16 protein-coding genes are annotated in these 14468 nt (G+C 63.6%); 13 read left to right on the top strand and 3 right to left on the bottom strand.

The features are described from left to right. Positions 1-3 precede the first annotated feature (3 nt). Entirely contained in the window at positions 4-1353 is a 1350-nt protein-coding gene (locus H156_RS0108625; protein WP_010962067.1) for a squalene monooxygenase, read from the bottom strand. After that, positions 1350-3362, bottom strand: coding sequence for a 2,3-oxidosqualene cyclase (locus tag H156_RS0108620; RefSeq protein WP_154656699.1), 2013 nt, complete (start codon positions 3360-3362; stop codon positions 1350-1352). Before H156_RS0108620 ends, H156_RS0108625 begins: the two co-directional genes overlap by 4 nt. Before the next feature lie 351 nt (positions 3363-3713). Here H156_RS0108620 and H156_RS0108610 point away from each other — a divergent pair, with 351 nt between their 5' ends. The 7 genes from H156_RS0108610 (at position 3714) to H156_RS0108580 (ending at position 9229) form a co-directional block, all read left to right on the top strand. Continuing rightward, positions 3714-3983 carry a hypothetical protein gene (locus H156_RS0108610; RefSeq protein ID WP_010962070.1) on the top strand — a complete coding sequence of 90 codons (270 nt, stop codon included), beginning with the start codon at positions 3714-3716 and terminating at the stop codon, positions 3981-3983. After that, entirely contained in the window at positions 3973-4596 is a 624-nt protein-coding gene (locus H156_RS0108605) for a DOMON-like domain-containing protein (RefSeq protein ID WP_238536881.1), read from the top strand. The genes H156_RS0108610 and H156_RS0108605 overlap by 11 nt, the downstream gene beginning before the upstream one ends. Beyond that, a complete protein-coding gene (locus H156_RS0108600) occupies positions 4593-5798 on the top strand; it encodes an exo-beta-N-acetylmuramidase NamZ family protein (protein WP_017365720.1) in 1206 nt (401 codons plus the stop codon). The genes H156_RS0108605 and H156_RS0108600 overlap by 4 nt, the downstream gene beginning before the upstream one ends. 106 nt (positions 5799-5904) lie before the next feature. Beyond that, positions 5905-6420: a 3-hydroxyacyl-[acyl-carrier-protein] dehydratase FabA gene (gene fabA, locus H156_RS0108595; RefSeq protein WP_017365721.1), complete on the top strand. Its 516-nt coding sequence runs from the start codon at positions 5905-5907 to the stop codon at positions 6418-6420. An 11-nt stretch (positions 6421-6431) separates the two neighbouring features. Further along, positions 6432-7652 (top strand): beta-ketoacyl-ACP synthase I, encoded by a 1221-nt coding sequence (fabB, locus tag H156_RS0108590; protein ID WP_010962074.1) that lies wholly within the window; start codon positions 6432-6434, stop codon positions 7650-7652. Beyond that, a complete protein-coding gene (gene ttcA, locus H156_RS0108585) occupies positions 7642-8511 on the top strand; it encodes a tRNA 2-thiocytidine(32) synthetase TtcA (protein WP_010962075.1) in 870 nt (289 codons plus the stop codon). The genes fabB and ttcA overlap by 11 nt, the downstream gene beginning before the upstream one ends. 4 nt (positions 8512-8515) lie before the next feature. After that, on the top strand, positions 8516-9229 hold the full coding sequence (locus tag H156_RS0108580; RefSeq protein WP_010962076.1) for a DUF2238 domain-containing protein: 714 nt from the start codon (positions 8516-8518) through the stop codon (positions 9227-9229). Here the strand turns inward: H156_RS0108580 and H156_RS0108575 are convergent. Further along, a complete protein-coding gene (locus H156_RS0108575) occupies positions 9226-9804 on the bottom strand; it encodes a hypothetical protein (RefSeq protein ID WP_017365723.1) in 579 nt (192 codons plus the stop codon). The two genes, H156_RS0108580 and H156_RS0108575, sit on opposite strands and share 4 nt — an antisense overlap. Positions 9805-10065: 261 nt before the next feature. Between H156_RS0108575 and iscR the strand changes: the two genes are divergently transcribed. From iscR to pilW, 6 genes are all read left to right on the top strand, one after another. Next, positions 10066-10554: a Fe-S cluster assembly transcriptional regulator IscR gene (gene iscR, locus H156_RS0108570; protein WP_010962078.1), complete on the top strand. Its 489-nt coding sequence runs from the start codon at positions 10066-10068 to the stop codon at positions 10552-10554. Continuing rightward, positions 10551-11672, top strand: coding sequence for a cysteine desulfurase family protein (locus tag H156_RS0108565; protein ID WP_017365724.1), 1122 nt, complete (start codon positions 10551-10553; stop codon positions 11670-11672). Before iscR ends, H156_RS0108565 begins: the two co-directional genes overlap by 4 nt. Before the next feature lie 30 nt (positions 11673-11702). Beyond that, positions 11703-12026: a HesB/IscA family protein gene (locus tag H156_RS0108560; protein ID WP_017365725.1), complete on the top strand. Its 324-nt coding sequence runs from the start codon at positions 11703-11705 to the stop codon at positions 12024-12026. A gap of 146 nt (positions 12027-12172) precedes the next feature. Further along, a complete protein-coding gene (gene ndk, locus H156_RS0108555; protein WP_017365726.1) occupies positions 12173-12604 on the top strand; it encodes a nucleoside-diphosphate kinase in 432 nt (143 codons plus the stop codon). Continuing rightward, the gene (rlmN, locus tag H156_RS0108550; protein ID WP_017365727.1) at positions 12579-13679 is read left to right on the top strand and encodes a dual-specificity RNA methyltransferase RlmN; all 1101 of its coding nucleotides are present in this window, start codon (positions 12579-12581) and stop codon (positions 13677-13679) included. The genes ndk and rlmN overlap by 26 nt, the downstream gene beginning before the upstream one ends. Before the next feature lie 20 nt (positions 13680-13699). Next, positions 13700-14449 (top strand): type IV pilus biogenesis/stability protein PilW, encoded by a 750-nt coding sequence (gene pilW, locus H156_RS0108545; RefSeq protein WP_238536882.1) that lies wholly within the window; start codon positions 13700-13702, stop codon positions 14447-14449. Positions 14450-14468: the final 19 nt, after the last annotated feature.

The following is a 14468-nucleotide window of genomic DNA, read 5'->3' as shown; positions in this document are numbered from 1 at the left end:
GCATCATTTCGCCCGCAGCGCCTGATTCAGCGCATCCTGCTGGAATTTGAGGCTCTTGGACACCAGTTGCGCCACGCCACGGAACCAGTCGCCCCCCATCTTGGCACCTAGCCACTGCGGCAGCAAACGGAACGCCTGGAGCCCCACCAAGGTATACTGCGAAGCCAGCGAGAAAATGCTGCTGTCGAGCGTCGACAAGAGGGCCATCGATGCTTGCCGCCCCTTCGGGCTGTTACGCCAATAGGAAAAGATGCACTGGCTGAGCAGCTCGGCCTCCGGCGTCTGGGCCAGAAACGCCTCGCGCAGCTCTTCCGCCAGCGTGCGGCGGGTAAGCTGCAAACGACCGCACTGGACCGAATAGCGTTTGAGCGCCGCCTCGAAATTCAGCCCGGTCGCCTGGAGCGCATCCCGCATGACGAAGGCGTCCTTGACCGCCGCCGTAATGCCCGAAGCGGTCAGCGGATGGCAGCATCCCCGCGCGTCGCCGACGAGCGCGACGTTGGCCTTGACGCTTGCCTCCGGAACGATGCAGTAGTTCGCCGCCGCCAAGGGCTTGCCCTGTGCCAGCACCGCCTCGATGTCGCCCCGGAAGGGCGCGGGGAAGAGGCGCAGATGGTCACGGATGGACTCCTTCGAATCCGCCCCCTTGAGCACCTCGAACATGACCCGCGCCCGCCCGCCGCCGATGCCATAGGCATAGGAGACGCCAGCCGGGTTCAGAAAGATGTTGCCGTAGCCGGGGTTCGGCAGATGGGTATCCTCGACCTCGAGACCGATCATGCCGGAATAACGCTGGGTTTCGTGCGAAATGCCAACCATTTTCCGCAGCTGGGACATCGGGCCGTCGGCCCCAATGATCAACCGGACCTCCATCCGCGTCTCGGTTCCTTCATGAGTTACGGTGGCGACATAGCCCTTGCCGTCTTCGTGCTCCATCCCCGTCACCCTGGCGCCGAGCCAAACGGAGACCCGCTCGAAACCACGCACCGTTTCAAGCAGATGGCTCTTGAGCAGAGTGTGTTCGATCACCCGGCCACAGCGCTGACGCCCATGGATCTCGCCGTATGGCAGCAGTGTCGCCGGTGCGCCCTCGCCATCGTTGAAGGGAAAGATCGCAAAGCCGTTGACCACGCTTCCTTGCGGCACATCGTCATGGATCAGTCCGAGTTCGAGCAGCCCGTCGATACCGGGCGGGTGGATCAGCTCGCCGGCCAGTCTGCGGCCGGGATCTGGATCGGGCTCGACGATCAGGACCCGCAAGCCCAGTCCCGACAAAGCTGCTGCGGCCGCAGAACCGGCAACGCTGCCGCCGGCGATCAGAACGTCCCACTCCCCCAATTCAATCGAACTCATCTGCGATAACCCGTGTCATGATGTCCTTCGGCTCCGGCACAGGCCGGACCAGCGTCGTTCAAACCAGCGCTCGTCGAAGCTTTCGCGCCTTCCAGCCGGACGTAGCGCGCCAGCGCCCAGGTCGGGAAATAAACGGGGTAGAGCCGGTAGTCCAGCATGGCTGCTCCAAAAAACACCCCATTCACCCCTTGCCGGGGCCAGCCGCCGTCCTCACCCTGTTGAGAGCACAACCAGGCAATGCCCCGTCCGACGGCCTCGTGCGCGGCCGGATAAACCTCCATGAGCGCGAGCAGCGCCCAGGCGGTCATCACGGTCTGACTCTGCCCGCTCTCTACGTAGCGCCCTTCGAGACAGCTCGAATAGTGTTCGCCCCAGCCGCCATCGGACCGCTGCTTCTCGAGCAGCCAGCCGGCAGCGGCTTGCAGAACCGGGTCCGCCGGCTCGACACCAGCCATCCGCAGACCCTTGGCCACATGGAACACGGCATAGGTGTAGTTGATGCCCCAGAAGCCCGGAAACGAGCCGTCATCGAGCTGCCGGCTCCTCAGAAACCTCTCCGCTTTCCGGATCGCCGCGGTGATCTTTCCTCCCGGAAGGTCCGGATAATGACGCAAATAATGCGCCAATGCCCCAAGAGAAGAAGCCGTACACTCCACATAGGACAGCTCGGTCATGCACTGTCCGAACATCTCGGAAGGGTTGACCAGCTCCAGCAACCGCCCGCCCCGCCGCCGCTCGTAGGTGCCGAAACCGCCATCCGCGTTCTGGCGGGACAGGATGAATTCCACGCCCAGACGCAAGCGATCGGCGCCCAGGGCCTCGCTGATCCGGACATCCCCGCGCTCGTAAAGAGCGAACAGGGCGCTCATCGCCTCCGCGGCACAATCGCTCACCGGCCAGCAATGCCGGCCATCGGAAAAGCACCATCCCCCCAGCGCGGGGTCGCGCCAAGCTTCGCGGTAATCGGCCAATTCCGCGGTCATCTGTGCCTGGTCGAGAAAAGCGTGAGCCCGGCTCAGCGCATGCTTCGCCTCCTCGTCCAATTCCGGCAGTTCGGTCAGTGCCTGCACCGCGAAAGCCGTGTCCCAGGCGTTGGAACGCGCGCCCACATAGCGCAGCCCTTCGGCTTCGTCCTCCCAGCGCCAAGCTTCGACACCTTCGAGGCTGGGTGCGAGATCGGGATGGCGCGGATCGTGCGCGAAGATCGCCAGGCAGTTCAACAAACCGCTGACCGGGGAGATACCCTGGTAACGCGTGGAGCGCTGCTCCCGCAATATCTGCTCGAAGCAGAGGGCCAGCGCCCTCTGCCGCAGCGCCTTCCAAGGCCGACGCTCGTAACGCGCCAGAAGATCGTAAACCAGCCTCAGGACGCGGCTGATCGGCACATAGAGATCGGTCCTGGCAACGGTATGGCGGAATGCGCCGAAGTCCACAGATTCGTAGGGTTCGGCATAAAGCTCCGACCTCAGCGCATCCCGCAGCGGGTCCGAGAGGGGGGCGCTGAACCCGACCCCGGAAAGATAGGCGATGCCCAGATAAATGAGGCGGGTATGGCAGTAGAACCGGCTCGGATGAAAAGGCAGCCAGCGCGGCAGCAGGAACAGCTCCGGTGGCACGGCATTGACGCCCTCCCGTCCATACAGCCCGAGCAGCATCAGCCAGAACTTGCCCCAGGTGGGAACCGCCTTGACGCCTTCCGGCTGCGCATGGAGCCATGCTCTTGCCCTGGCGAGCATGGAGGTCTCCGGCCCCAGCCCCAAAAGACGCAAGGCGACATAGGCCAGGACGGTGAAAAACACATAGCCCCGGCTTTCCGGGTGCATACCCCAAGCACCGTCGGCAAGCTGGGAAAGTTCGAAATGTCTGATGATGGCAGCCCGCTCCCGAGCGTCGTAAGGGCGCCCGACCACCGTGCGCACGATGACCGCCTGAGCGAGGATCATCGTGCACCACACCATCTCCCCTTCCCAGTCCCCGGCAGACCGCTGCAGCGAAAGCAGATGCTTCATGGCCGCACGGGCGCGCCGTACAACCCCGCCGGGCACCTCTCCGATGCTTTCCTTGTATTGAGCGTTCAAATTCGCGGCTTGCCGAACTCGGGAAATTTCGAGAGCCAGGATGAAAACCCTTGCCGATTCCGGCCCCGATCGCCTCGGTCCGGAGGCCAGCACGGCGGCAGCAAATCGATCATCAAGGCCTGGCGGACTGTGAAATGCGTCATCTACGATTATTTTGTGGGAAAACCACCACACCGTCCAGCATCGCAGATGCGTGCGAAAAAATATTCACGACGCGCTGTCCCGCGGTAGGATTAATGGGATGGTAACGATTCTCGCGGAATTCCCTTCCCAACGAGTGCGATGAAACTGGTTTTGCAAATCGCGATCGGCGTGTTTCTGGGGACCTTGACCTCCCAGTCCCTCGTCGAAGTCTGGCGCCTTCACCAGGAACGGGCGGCCCGGGCGGCCGCGGAAAAAATCGAGGCCGAAAAGGCCAAAACACGGCACGAGCTGTCCGAACGCATCCGTACGCTATTGATGCGAGGCCGTCAGGAACACGGCGACCGGCCGCCTCTGCCGCCGAGTTTCGTTCCAGACGATACCGCAACGGGACCTGCCGGTGAAAACTGACGCCGTCCGCCCGATGAAGGCTCCTTACGACGGCATGGCGGAACTGATCTGCCATCGCGCTTGCTCCTGTCCGCCGATCTACCGCATCGGAGCCAGCGTGAATCAGCCCCGCGACGGAATCCTCGAACTGCGCTTCGTGCTCGAAGGCGACCTGGCGGCACTCTCCCTTCCTCCGCCCGCCCCCCGCCGCTGGACCCGCGGTCTGTGGGAACATACCTGCTTCGAGGCATTCCTCAGACCGGAAGACGGCACACGGTATCTCGAACTCAATTTTTCGCCTTCTGGCGAATGGGCCGCATTCGTTTTTTCCGGCTATCGCGCCGGCGAAGCATTCGGGGAAGGGCTGCAGCCCGCAGTGACCCGGCGGCAGACCGGAAACCGGCTCGAGCTGGGCGCGACCCTGGACGTCGGACTTCTCGCCGGCCTCGGCGTTTACACCGGCTTGCGGATCGCGTTGTGTGCCGTCGTCGAAGACCGTCGGAGCGGTCTTTCCTATTGGGCCCTCCACCATCCGGCGGAAACGCCCGACTTCCACCATCCGGACGGCTTCGCACTCACGCTTGCACACCGCATGGACACCGGAAAGCCAATGAAAAATCAGGACATCGCATGAAGCTCGGCATCGAACGCCTACTGCAAGACCCGGGGCTGCGCGCGCCTTTGAAAGGCCGCCGGATCGCCGTGTTGGCGCATCCCGCGTCCGTCACCCGCGACCTGACCCATACGCTGGATGCACTCGCCGCGATCGGCGGCATCGAGCTGACGGCGGCGTTTGGCCCCCAACACGGCCTACGCGGCGACAAACAGGACAACATGGTCGAATCCCCGGACTTTCTCGACCCCTGCCACGGCATCCCCGTGTTCAGCCTCTACGGGGAAACCCGTCGGCCGACTCGAATCATGCTGGACAGCTTCGATGTGCTACTGGTCGACCTGCAAGATCTCGGCTGCCGCATCTACACCTTCATCACCACCTTGCGCTACGTCCTAGAGGCCGCCGCCGACCATGGCAAGACGGTCTGGATACTCGACCGCCCCAATCCGGCCGGCCGGCCGGTGGAGGGACTGCGGTTGCGGCAGGAATGGGAAAGCTTCGTCGGTGCGGGCCCGCTTCCCATGCGCCACGGACTGACGATGGGCGAACTCGCTCGGTGGTTCGTGAGCACGCTGCGCCTGGACCTGGACCTGGAAGTGGTCGCCATGGAAGGATGGAAGCCCGCCGCCCCTCCCGGCTACGGCTGGCCGGCGGACGAATATGCGTGGGTGAACCCCAGCCCGAACGCCCCCAATCTCTCGATGGCGCGCTGCTACGCCGGAACCGTGCTGCTGGAAGGCACCACCCTCTCCGAAGGACGGGGAACCACCCGCCCTCTGGAGCTGTTCGGAGCGCCGGACATCGACGCGCGGAAGCTCCTGGGCACCATGCGCTCCCTGGCGCCTCACTGGCTCGACGGCTGCATCCTGCGGGACTGCTGGTTCGAACCGACCTTCCACAAACATGCCGGCCGACTGTGCTCGGGCCTCCAGATCCATACCGAAACCGCCGCTTACCATCATGAGCGCTTCCGCCCCTGGCGACTGATGGCGCTGGCACTCAAGGCCCTGCGCGAGCTGCGACCGGATTATCCGATCTGGCGGGAGTTCCCTTACGAATACGAATTCGAGCGCCTCGCCATCGACCTGATCAACGGCTCGGAACTGTTGCGGCTGTGGGTGGATGATCCTGCCGCGATGCCGGCCGATCTCGACGCGCTGGCGCGCACGGACGAAACCTCGTGGATCGAGGAACGGGAATCGGTGCTCCTGTACCGCTGATCCGGACGTCCGAGCGCCACTGCCATTCCTGAAACCGGTATTTTCTTGATATGATATAAAAATTTCGCTGCTCCCAGACCACCATAACCATAAGAAGAAAAAGTCGATGTCAAGACGCAACAGCTATACGTGGGACGAGTTACTGCAGTGCGCCCGAGGCGAGATGTTCGGACCCGGCAACGCCCAACTGCCCGCCCCACCCATGCTGATGTTCGATCGGATCACTCACATCGACTCGGTGGGCGGCACCTTCGACAAGGGAATGATCGTCGCCGAATTGGACGTCAAACCCGAACTTTGGTTTTTCGATTGCCATTTCATCTCCGACCCGGTCATGCCAGGATGCCTGGGGTTGGACGCCATGTGGCAGATGGTCGGATTCTACCTGGGCTGGATCGGTGGCAAGGGGCGTGGCCGCGCCCTCGGCGTCGGTGAGGTCAAGTTCCGCGGCCAGGTCCTCCCTCACAACAGGCTCGTGACCTACCGCATCAACCTCAAACGGGTAATCCTGCGCAAACTGGTCATGGGCATCGCCGACGCGGAAATGGAATGCGACGGCAAGGTCATTTATGAAGCCAACGACCTTCGCGTCGGTCTTTTCACGAGCACGGACGACTTCTAAGGAGCACAGCTATGAGACGTGTAGTCGTTACCGGCATCGGCATCGTTTCCAGCATCGGGAACAACAAAGGCGAGGTGGTCGAATCCCTGCGGTTGGGACGCTCCGGCGTCTGCCGTTCCGAGGAATACGGCGAGCTCGGTTTCCGCAGCCAGGTCTACGCCCCGATCCGGCTCAATCCCGACGAGCTCATCGATCGCAAGATCCGCCGCTTCATGGGCGACGGCGCCGCGTTCAACTATCTCGCCATGCAGGAAGCGATCGCCGATGCCGGACTCGAACCCGGCGAGGTTTCCAATCCGCGCACCGGCCTGATCATGGGGTCCGGCGGACCGTCGACCTCCAATATGCTGGCCGCTTGGAGCACCTTCCGCGAAAAGGGCGTGAAGAAAGTCGGGCCGTACATGGTGCCGCGCTCGATGTCCAACACCAACTCCGCCTGCCTCGCCACGCCGTTCCAGATCAAAGGCGTCAACTATTCAATCAGCTCGGCCTGCGCGACCAGCGCCCACTGCATCGGCAATGCCGCGGAACAGATCCAGTTGGGCAAACAGGACATCGTGTTCGCCGGGGGAGGCGAAGAAGTCCATTGGACCATGAGCGTGCTGTTCGACGCGATGGGGGCTCTGTCGGCCAAGTACAACGACACGCCGGAATGCGCCTCCCGCCCCTACGACGTCGACCGTGACGGCTTCGTCATCTCGGGTGGCGGCGGGGTCCTCGTCATGGAGGAACTGGAGCATGCCAAGGCGCGCGGCGCCCGGATCTATGCGGAACTCACGGGTTATGGCGCCACCTCCGATGGCTATGACATGGTCCAGCCCTCCGGCGAGGGCGCGGTGCGCTGCATGCGGCAGGCGATGGCCACCATGTCCGGGGCGAAAGTCGACTACGTCAATGCCCACGGCACCAGCACGCCGGTCGGCGACATCCGCGAACTGGAGGCCATGAAGACCGTGTTCGGCGAGGATGTGCCGCCGGTGAGTTCCACCAAGTCCCTGACCGGCCATGCCCTGGGCGCCGCCGGGGTACACGAGGCGATTTACTCCCTGCTGATGCTCGAACACGGCTTCATCTGCGCTTCGGCCAACATACGGAACCTCGACCCCGGTGCGGCGGGTGTCCCCATCGCCCGCGAGCGAATCGACGACGCGCGCCTCGACACGGTGATGTCCAACAGCTTCGGTTTCGGGGGCACCAATGCGACCCTGATCTTCCAACGCTATGCCGGCTAACGCAGCAGCCCCTCTCTACGCCAAGGAACGCTACGAGTTCAACAAACTGCAGAAGCGGCTGCGGCGGCTCACCGGGCAGGCCATCGCCGACTATGGAATGATCCAGGAAGGGGACCGGGTAATGGTCTGCCTGTCCGGCGGCAAGGACTCCTTCACCCTGCTGGACATCCTGCTGAAACTACGGATCAACGCCCCGGTGAACTTCGACCTCGTCGCGGTCAACCTCGACCAGAAACAGCCGGGGTTTCCCGCCGACGTCCTGCCGAACTACCTGTCCGAGCAGGGCATTCCCTTCCATATCATCGAGCAGGACACCTACAGCGTCGTCAAGAGCATCATCCCGGAGGGCAAGACCACCTGCGGGCTGTGTTCCCGCCTGCGGCGCGGCCTGCTGTACCGCTATGCCGCCGACCACGGCATCACCAAGATCGCACTGGGGCACCACCGCGACGACATACTGGAAACGTTCTTCCTCAACCTGTTCTACGGCGGCACCTTGAAAGCCATGCCGCCCAAGCTGCTCAGCGACGACCGCCGCCACATCGTGATCCGCCCCCTGGCCTATTGCAAGGAGGAAGACATCGCCAGATACGCCAGGATCCGAGCCTTCCCCATCATCCCCTGCAATCTGTGCGGCTCCCAGGAAAACCTCCAGCGCCAGGCGATGAAAGCCATGCTCAAGGACTGGGAGAAGCGCCACCCCGGCCGGGTCGAAACCGTGTTCACGGCACTCCAGAACGTCGCTCCGTCGCAGCTCGCCGACAGCCGGCTGTTCGACTTTGCAGCCCTTGACTCCCTCCGTAACACAGCGGAGACGACGCCGGAGCACGGCGCCGGTTTGGACATCCTTTCCCGCTGAACCCATGGGAGCGTTACGCCGGCGCCGTAGTCAACCGTCGCGCCTGCGCGTGGCGCTCGCGCCGGAAGACTGGGCCGAGCGCCTGCAAATCTGGCTGTCGCTGGTCCTGCAGGCTCTGATCCTGGGTGTCTTCATCGGCGCCCTCTACGAAACCCAGTGGCTGGTTGCCTTCACCTCGCTCGCGGTGCTCGCCCTGACCTTCTTGCCCGCCATGATCGCCCGCCAGTTCCAGGTCCAGTTGCCCGTGGAGTTCACCTTTGTCACCTGCCTGTTCCTGTACGCCTCGTTCGGGTTGGGTGAAGTGGCGATGTTCTACGAACGGTTCTGGTGGTGGGATCTGCTGCTGCACAGTGTTTCGGCGCTGGTCATGGGACTCCTGGGGTTCCTGCTGATCTATGCCTTCCACAGCACCCATAGGGTGAAAATGGCGCCGTTCTATGTCGCCATCACGGCGTTCTGTTACTCGATGTCGGTGGGTGCCCTGTGGGAGATCTTCGAATTCCTGATGGATCAGGGCTTCGGATTCAACATGCAGAAATCGGCGCACGACACCATGACCGACCTCATCGTCGACGCCGCAGGCGCCTTCCTGGCCGCCTGGATGGGCTACCACTACGTCAAGAACGGCGACTCGCTCATCGCCGACCGGCTGGTCCGGCGCTTCGTGGCACGCAACCCGCGCCTGTTCCCACCGCGCCGGCAGTCGGGCGCCAGTTAACGGCGCTTGAGAGTGAACCTGGAGCGATCCCCCGTGGAGCAATGGAACTCGCCCTGGATGATCACGCCACCTTGCCGGGCTTCGGCTTCGAAATCGCAGAAATTGCCGGGCAGCATCAGCGACTCCGTGCGTCCGGAAAAGACCTGCCCCTCCACCGAGCCCTTGAGATTCCCCGCGTCACCGGCGCTGTTGGAATAGTTCCCGTAGACCGCCTGGCCGCGCTGGTCCAGGGACATCTCCAGTGAAAAACTCATGCCTTCGCTGTAACCGGCGGTACGGATTTCGCTGCCGGAATAGTTGCCGGTCACGAAAACGGGCAGCGGCGCTTCACTCCCCTCGCCAGCCAGCGGCGCCTGTTCGTCCTGCCGCACCGAAGGCTCCGTCACAGGAGGACGGCCTGCCCGCTCCGCGGTCTGTTCCGTGCGCTCCTCACCGCCCTCGTGGCCCGGACCGAACACACCCAACCGATCCAGAGCAACGATCAGGGCGGTGATCCCGACGATGAACACGACGGCGGCCGCCTTCCTGCCGGCGGTGCCGTGCTCCAGCTCGGATGCGTGGTGATGATCGGCCATCTGCGTTTACCCTGCGCCCCTCACTCTGTAACCCCGCCGCTGATTGTCCAATTAACGACCGAGGCTGTCCATGCCGAAAAGCCCCGGCGCCGGAACCGCAGAACCGCCCCCGGGAAAAAAACTTTCGAGCCGACACCCGGATCGGTTGAATTGAGCGCGGAAAAACCACAGAATAATTTACTAAATCGCTCGGGCATATCTGGCCAACGTCGCTTAATCGGCTGAATCCTGAAATTTCGTCAACTGGGGAGGAAAAATGTCGTGCGACTGACGACGAAGGGCCGCTATGCGGTCACCGCCATGCTGGATCTCGCGTATCACAGCGAAACGAATCCGGTCACGCTGACCGATATCGCCAAGCGGCAGAATATATCCTTATCCTATCTCGAACAACTGTTCGCCCGCTTGCGCCGGGCCGGCATGGTGGAAGGCGTCCGCGGTCCCGGCGGCGGCTACCAGCTCAGCCGTTGTGCGAGCGAGATCAATATCGCCGAAATCATCGCCGCCGTCGACGAACCGATCGACTCCACACGCTGTGGCGGCAAGGCCAACTGCCAGAACAACCAGCCCTGCCTCACTCACGACCTGTGGATGGGTCTGAGCGAACAGATTCGTGAATACCTCGCCTCCATCAGTCTGGGCGAAGTGCTGACCCGTCAGCCGGTGCGGCAGGTTGCCGAACGGCAGGACCGCCAGAGCCAGCGGCGCGTCGAACTCCTCATGGGACAGGAGCCGGCCAAGACCGGATGATCTATTTCGATCACAACGCCACCACCCCGCTGGACGGGCGGGTGCTGGAGGCGATGCTGCCTTATCTGAAATCCTGCCACGGCAATCCCTCCAGCCTGCACCGCCCCGGTCGTATCGCCCGCGACGCCGTGGAAACCGCCCGCGCCCAGGTTGCCGCGCTGGTCGGCGCGACAGCCAGCCAGGTCGTGTTCACCAGCGGCGGCAGCGAAGCCAACAACCTCGCCCTCAAAGGACTGGCCTGGAGCCTGAAACCCGGTCACATCCGCATCGGCGCCACCGAACACCCCTCTGTCGTCGAATCCGCGCGGCTCCTCGCGAGGCATGGGTGGGACTGTCGAACCCTGACGGTGGACGCGCGGGGGCTGATCGAAGATGCCGCCCTCGACGCGATCGCGAAAAACCCGCCCGACATCGTCTCGGTGATGCTGGCCAACAACGAAACCGGCGTGATCCAGGATGTCGGCCGCGTCGCCGCTTTGGCCACGGGCGCCTGGCTCCATTGCGATGCGGTCCAGGCAGCAGGAAAGATCCCGCTGAACTTTGCCCGGACCGGCGTCCACCTGATGTCCCTGTCGGGACACAAGATCGGCGGCCCCAAAGGAGCCGGCGCCCTGATTGCCGACGCTTCGGTCCCCTTGACGCCGCTCATCCATGGCGGCGGACAGGAAAAGGGGCTGCGTGGCGGCACCGAGAACGTGGCCGCCATCGTCGGTTTCGGCAAGGCCGCAGAGCTTGCCGCATCGGAACTGCAAGAGCGCAGCCGGTGGCTTCGCCGGCTACGGGATCGCCTGGAGCAGGGCATCGAAAAACTCCCCGGCGCAACGGTCTTCGCCCGTACCACGGAACGGCTGCCCAATACCCTTCAGTTCGCCGTGGCGGGCTATGACGGCGAGACCCTCGTCATGCTGCTGGACCGGCACGGCATCGCGGTTTCCAGCGGTTCAGCCTGCGCCGGCGGCGCACGCGAACCCAGCCCGGTGCTGCTCGCCATGGGGGTCGATCCGGCCCTGGCGACCGGCGCGGTACGGATCAGTCTCGGCAAGGACAACACCGAAGCGGAGGTGGAACGACTGTTGACCGCGCTCGGTCGAATCCTCGAAACAGGGCAGACCTATTGACATTTCACTTACAATTTTGAGGACATCATCATGACTGTTACAGTGACCGAAAATGCCGCCGCACAGATAGCCAGGCAACTCCGGCGCCGCGGACACGGGCTGGGACTGCGATTGGGCGTCCGACAGGCCGGATGCTCGGGTTATTCTTACGTCGTGGATTACGCCGACGAAATCGCCGCTGACGACGCGGTATTCGAACAGCACGGCGTCACGATCGTGGTCAAAACCGCCGACCTGACCTACCTCGATGGCGTCGAGATCGACTACATACGGGAAGGACTGAACGAAACCTTCCGCTTCCACAACCCCAAGGCCACCGCGAGCTGCGGCTGCGGCGAAAGCTTTGCGGTGTGAAGTCGCTCCGGCCCCGGCGCGACACTCCAAAACCTTACGGAAATCCGTTAGAATCCAAAAATTTTTCCATCCTGGCGGTATCGCCACGGATGGAGGGGATCCGCCCCCGCGCTGTTTCAGTCCACTCTAGAATGCAAGGAGACTCCATGGCGGTAGAACGCACCCTTTCCATCATCAAGCCGGACGCGGTCGCCAAGAACGTCATCGGCGAGATATATTCCCGCTTCGAAAAAGCCGGCCTCAGGATCGTGGCCGCGAAGATGGCCCAGCTCTCCCGTGAGCAGGCCGAAGGGTTCTACGCCGTACACCGAGAACGCCCGTTCTTCAACGACCTGGTGTCGTTCATGATCAGCGGCCCGGTCATGATTCAGGTGCTGGAAGGCGAGAACGCGATCGCCAAGAACCGCGAGCTGATGGGCGCCACCAACCCCAGGGACGCCGCTCCCGGAACCATCCGCGCCGACTTCGCCGTCAGCATCGACGAGAATGCGGTGCACGGCTCCGACGGCCCGGAAACGGCGGCCCAGGAGATCGCCTATTTTTTCGAGAGCGATGAACTCTGCCCCCATACCCGCTGACACGGAAACCCGCGTCAATCTGCTCGATCTGGACCGGGAAGGCATGGAAGCCTTCTTCGTCCGCCTCGGCGAAAAGCCGTTCCGCGCATCGCAACTGCTGCAATGGATCCATCAGCGCGGCGTCACCGACATCGGCCTGATGACCAATCTGAGCAAGACGCTGCGCAGCCGGCTGGAAGCCGTGAGCGAGATTCGCCCGCCCGAACTCGTCCTCGAGCAGCGCTCGGCCGATGGCACCCGCAAATGGGTGCTGCAGGTGGACGCCGTCAACCGGGTCGAGACCGTGCTGATCCCCGAGGAGGGTCGCAATACCCTGTGCGTGTCCTCGCAGGTCGGCTGCTCGCTCGAATGCTCGTTCTGCTCCACCGCCCGCCAGGGCTTCAACCGCAACCTCACCACGGCCGAGATCATCGGTCAACTCTGGGTGGCGCAGCACCGGCTCGACGAAGAACAGCGCATCAGCAACGTGGTGCTGATGGGCATGGGTGAGCCGCTGCTCAACTTCGGCAATGTGGTCGCCGCGACCCGGCTGATGATGGACGACTTCGCCTACGGCCTGTCGAAAAGACGGGTCACGCTCAGCACTTCCGGCATCGTGCCGGCACTGGACCGGCTGGCCGAGGTCAGCGACATCAGCCTGGCGGTGTCGCTGCACGCTCCCGACGACACGCTGCGCAACGAACTGGTCCCGATCAACCGCAAGTACCCGATCAGGGAGCTGCTGGCCGCCTGCAAACGTTATGTCGGCACGGAAAACCGGCGCAAAGTCACTTTCGAATACGTGATGCTGGACGGCGTGAACGACCGTCCCGAACATGCCCGCGCCCTGGTCCGGCTACTGAGCCACGTACCGTCCAAGGTCAACCTGATCCCGTTCAACCCCTTCCCGAACTCGGCCTATCGCTGCTCGCACCCGGAGACCATCGCCCGCTTCGCCCAGACGCTGCAGGATGCGGGGCTCATCACCACCACCCGCAAGACCCGGGGGCGGGACATCGACGCCGCCTGCGGCCAACTGGTGGGCAAGGTCAACGACCGCAGCCGGCGCCAGTTCCGGCTGCATCTTGCGCATTGACGATGAGAGGATGGTTGGCCTTGACAGCATTGCTGGGAGCCATTGCCGCCTGCGCCACGCCGGAGCAGCGGCCCTACGCGACCAACGACCCCTACGGCGAACTCAGCACCGCGGACGTCTACGTCCAGAAGGGCGTCCGCTACATGGCGCAGGGAGCACTGGAGGTGGCGCTGGAAGACTTGAAGCATGCGGTGGAGCTGGATCCCGCCAACAGCGACGCGCACGATGCGCTGGCCATCCTGTACGAGAAGCTGGGCCGGACCGGGGAGGCCGACCTGCACTTCCGCGAAGCCCTGACGCTGAACCCGGAGAATTACAGCGCCTACAACAACTACGGCCGTTTTCTCTGCCATACCGGCCACACGGAGGATGCCCTGGCGCGATTCGAAGTCGCCTATTCGACGCCGCTGTACCCCCAGCCCTGGATTCCTCTCTCCAATGCCGGGACCTGCCTGCGCCGTGCGGGCCGGACCGCGGAAGCCGAGCCGTATCTGCGCCGGGCGCTGGAGAAGAACCCCGGCTACCCCCCAGCGCTACTGGAAATGGCCCATGTCAGCCTGGAAACGCGACAATACCTGTCCACCCGCGCCTTCCTGCAGCGCTACCAGGCCGTCGCCGGAGATACGCCGGAAACCCTGTGGCTCGGCGTCCAGACCGAACTGGCCCTGGGCGATGCCGCCGAGGCCCGGCGGCTGGCCGACCGGATCGGGTTGGATTTCCCGGATTCGGGCGAAGCCGTGCAGGCGCGGCGCCTGTTCGCACAACCGTGACCGCGCTTGCCCACCGTTA

Origin of the sequence: Methylococcus capsulatus str. Texas = ATCC 19069 (assembly GCF_000424685.1) — a bacterium.
In the GTDB taxonomy this organism is placed as follows: domain Bacteria; phylum Pseudomonadota; class Gammaproteobacteria; order Methylococcales; family Methylococcaceae; genus Methylococcus; species Methylococcus capsulatus.
This window is presented reverse-complemented; position numbering and strand designations above follow the sequence as displayed.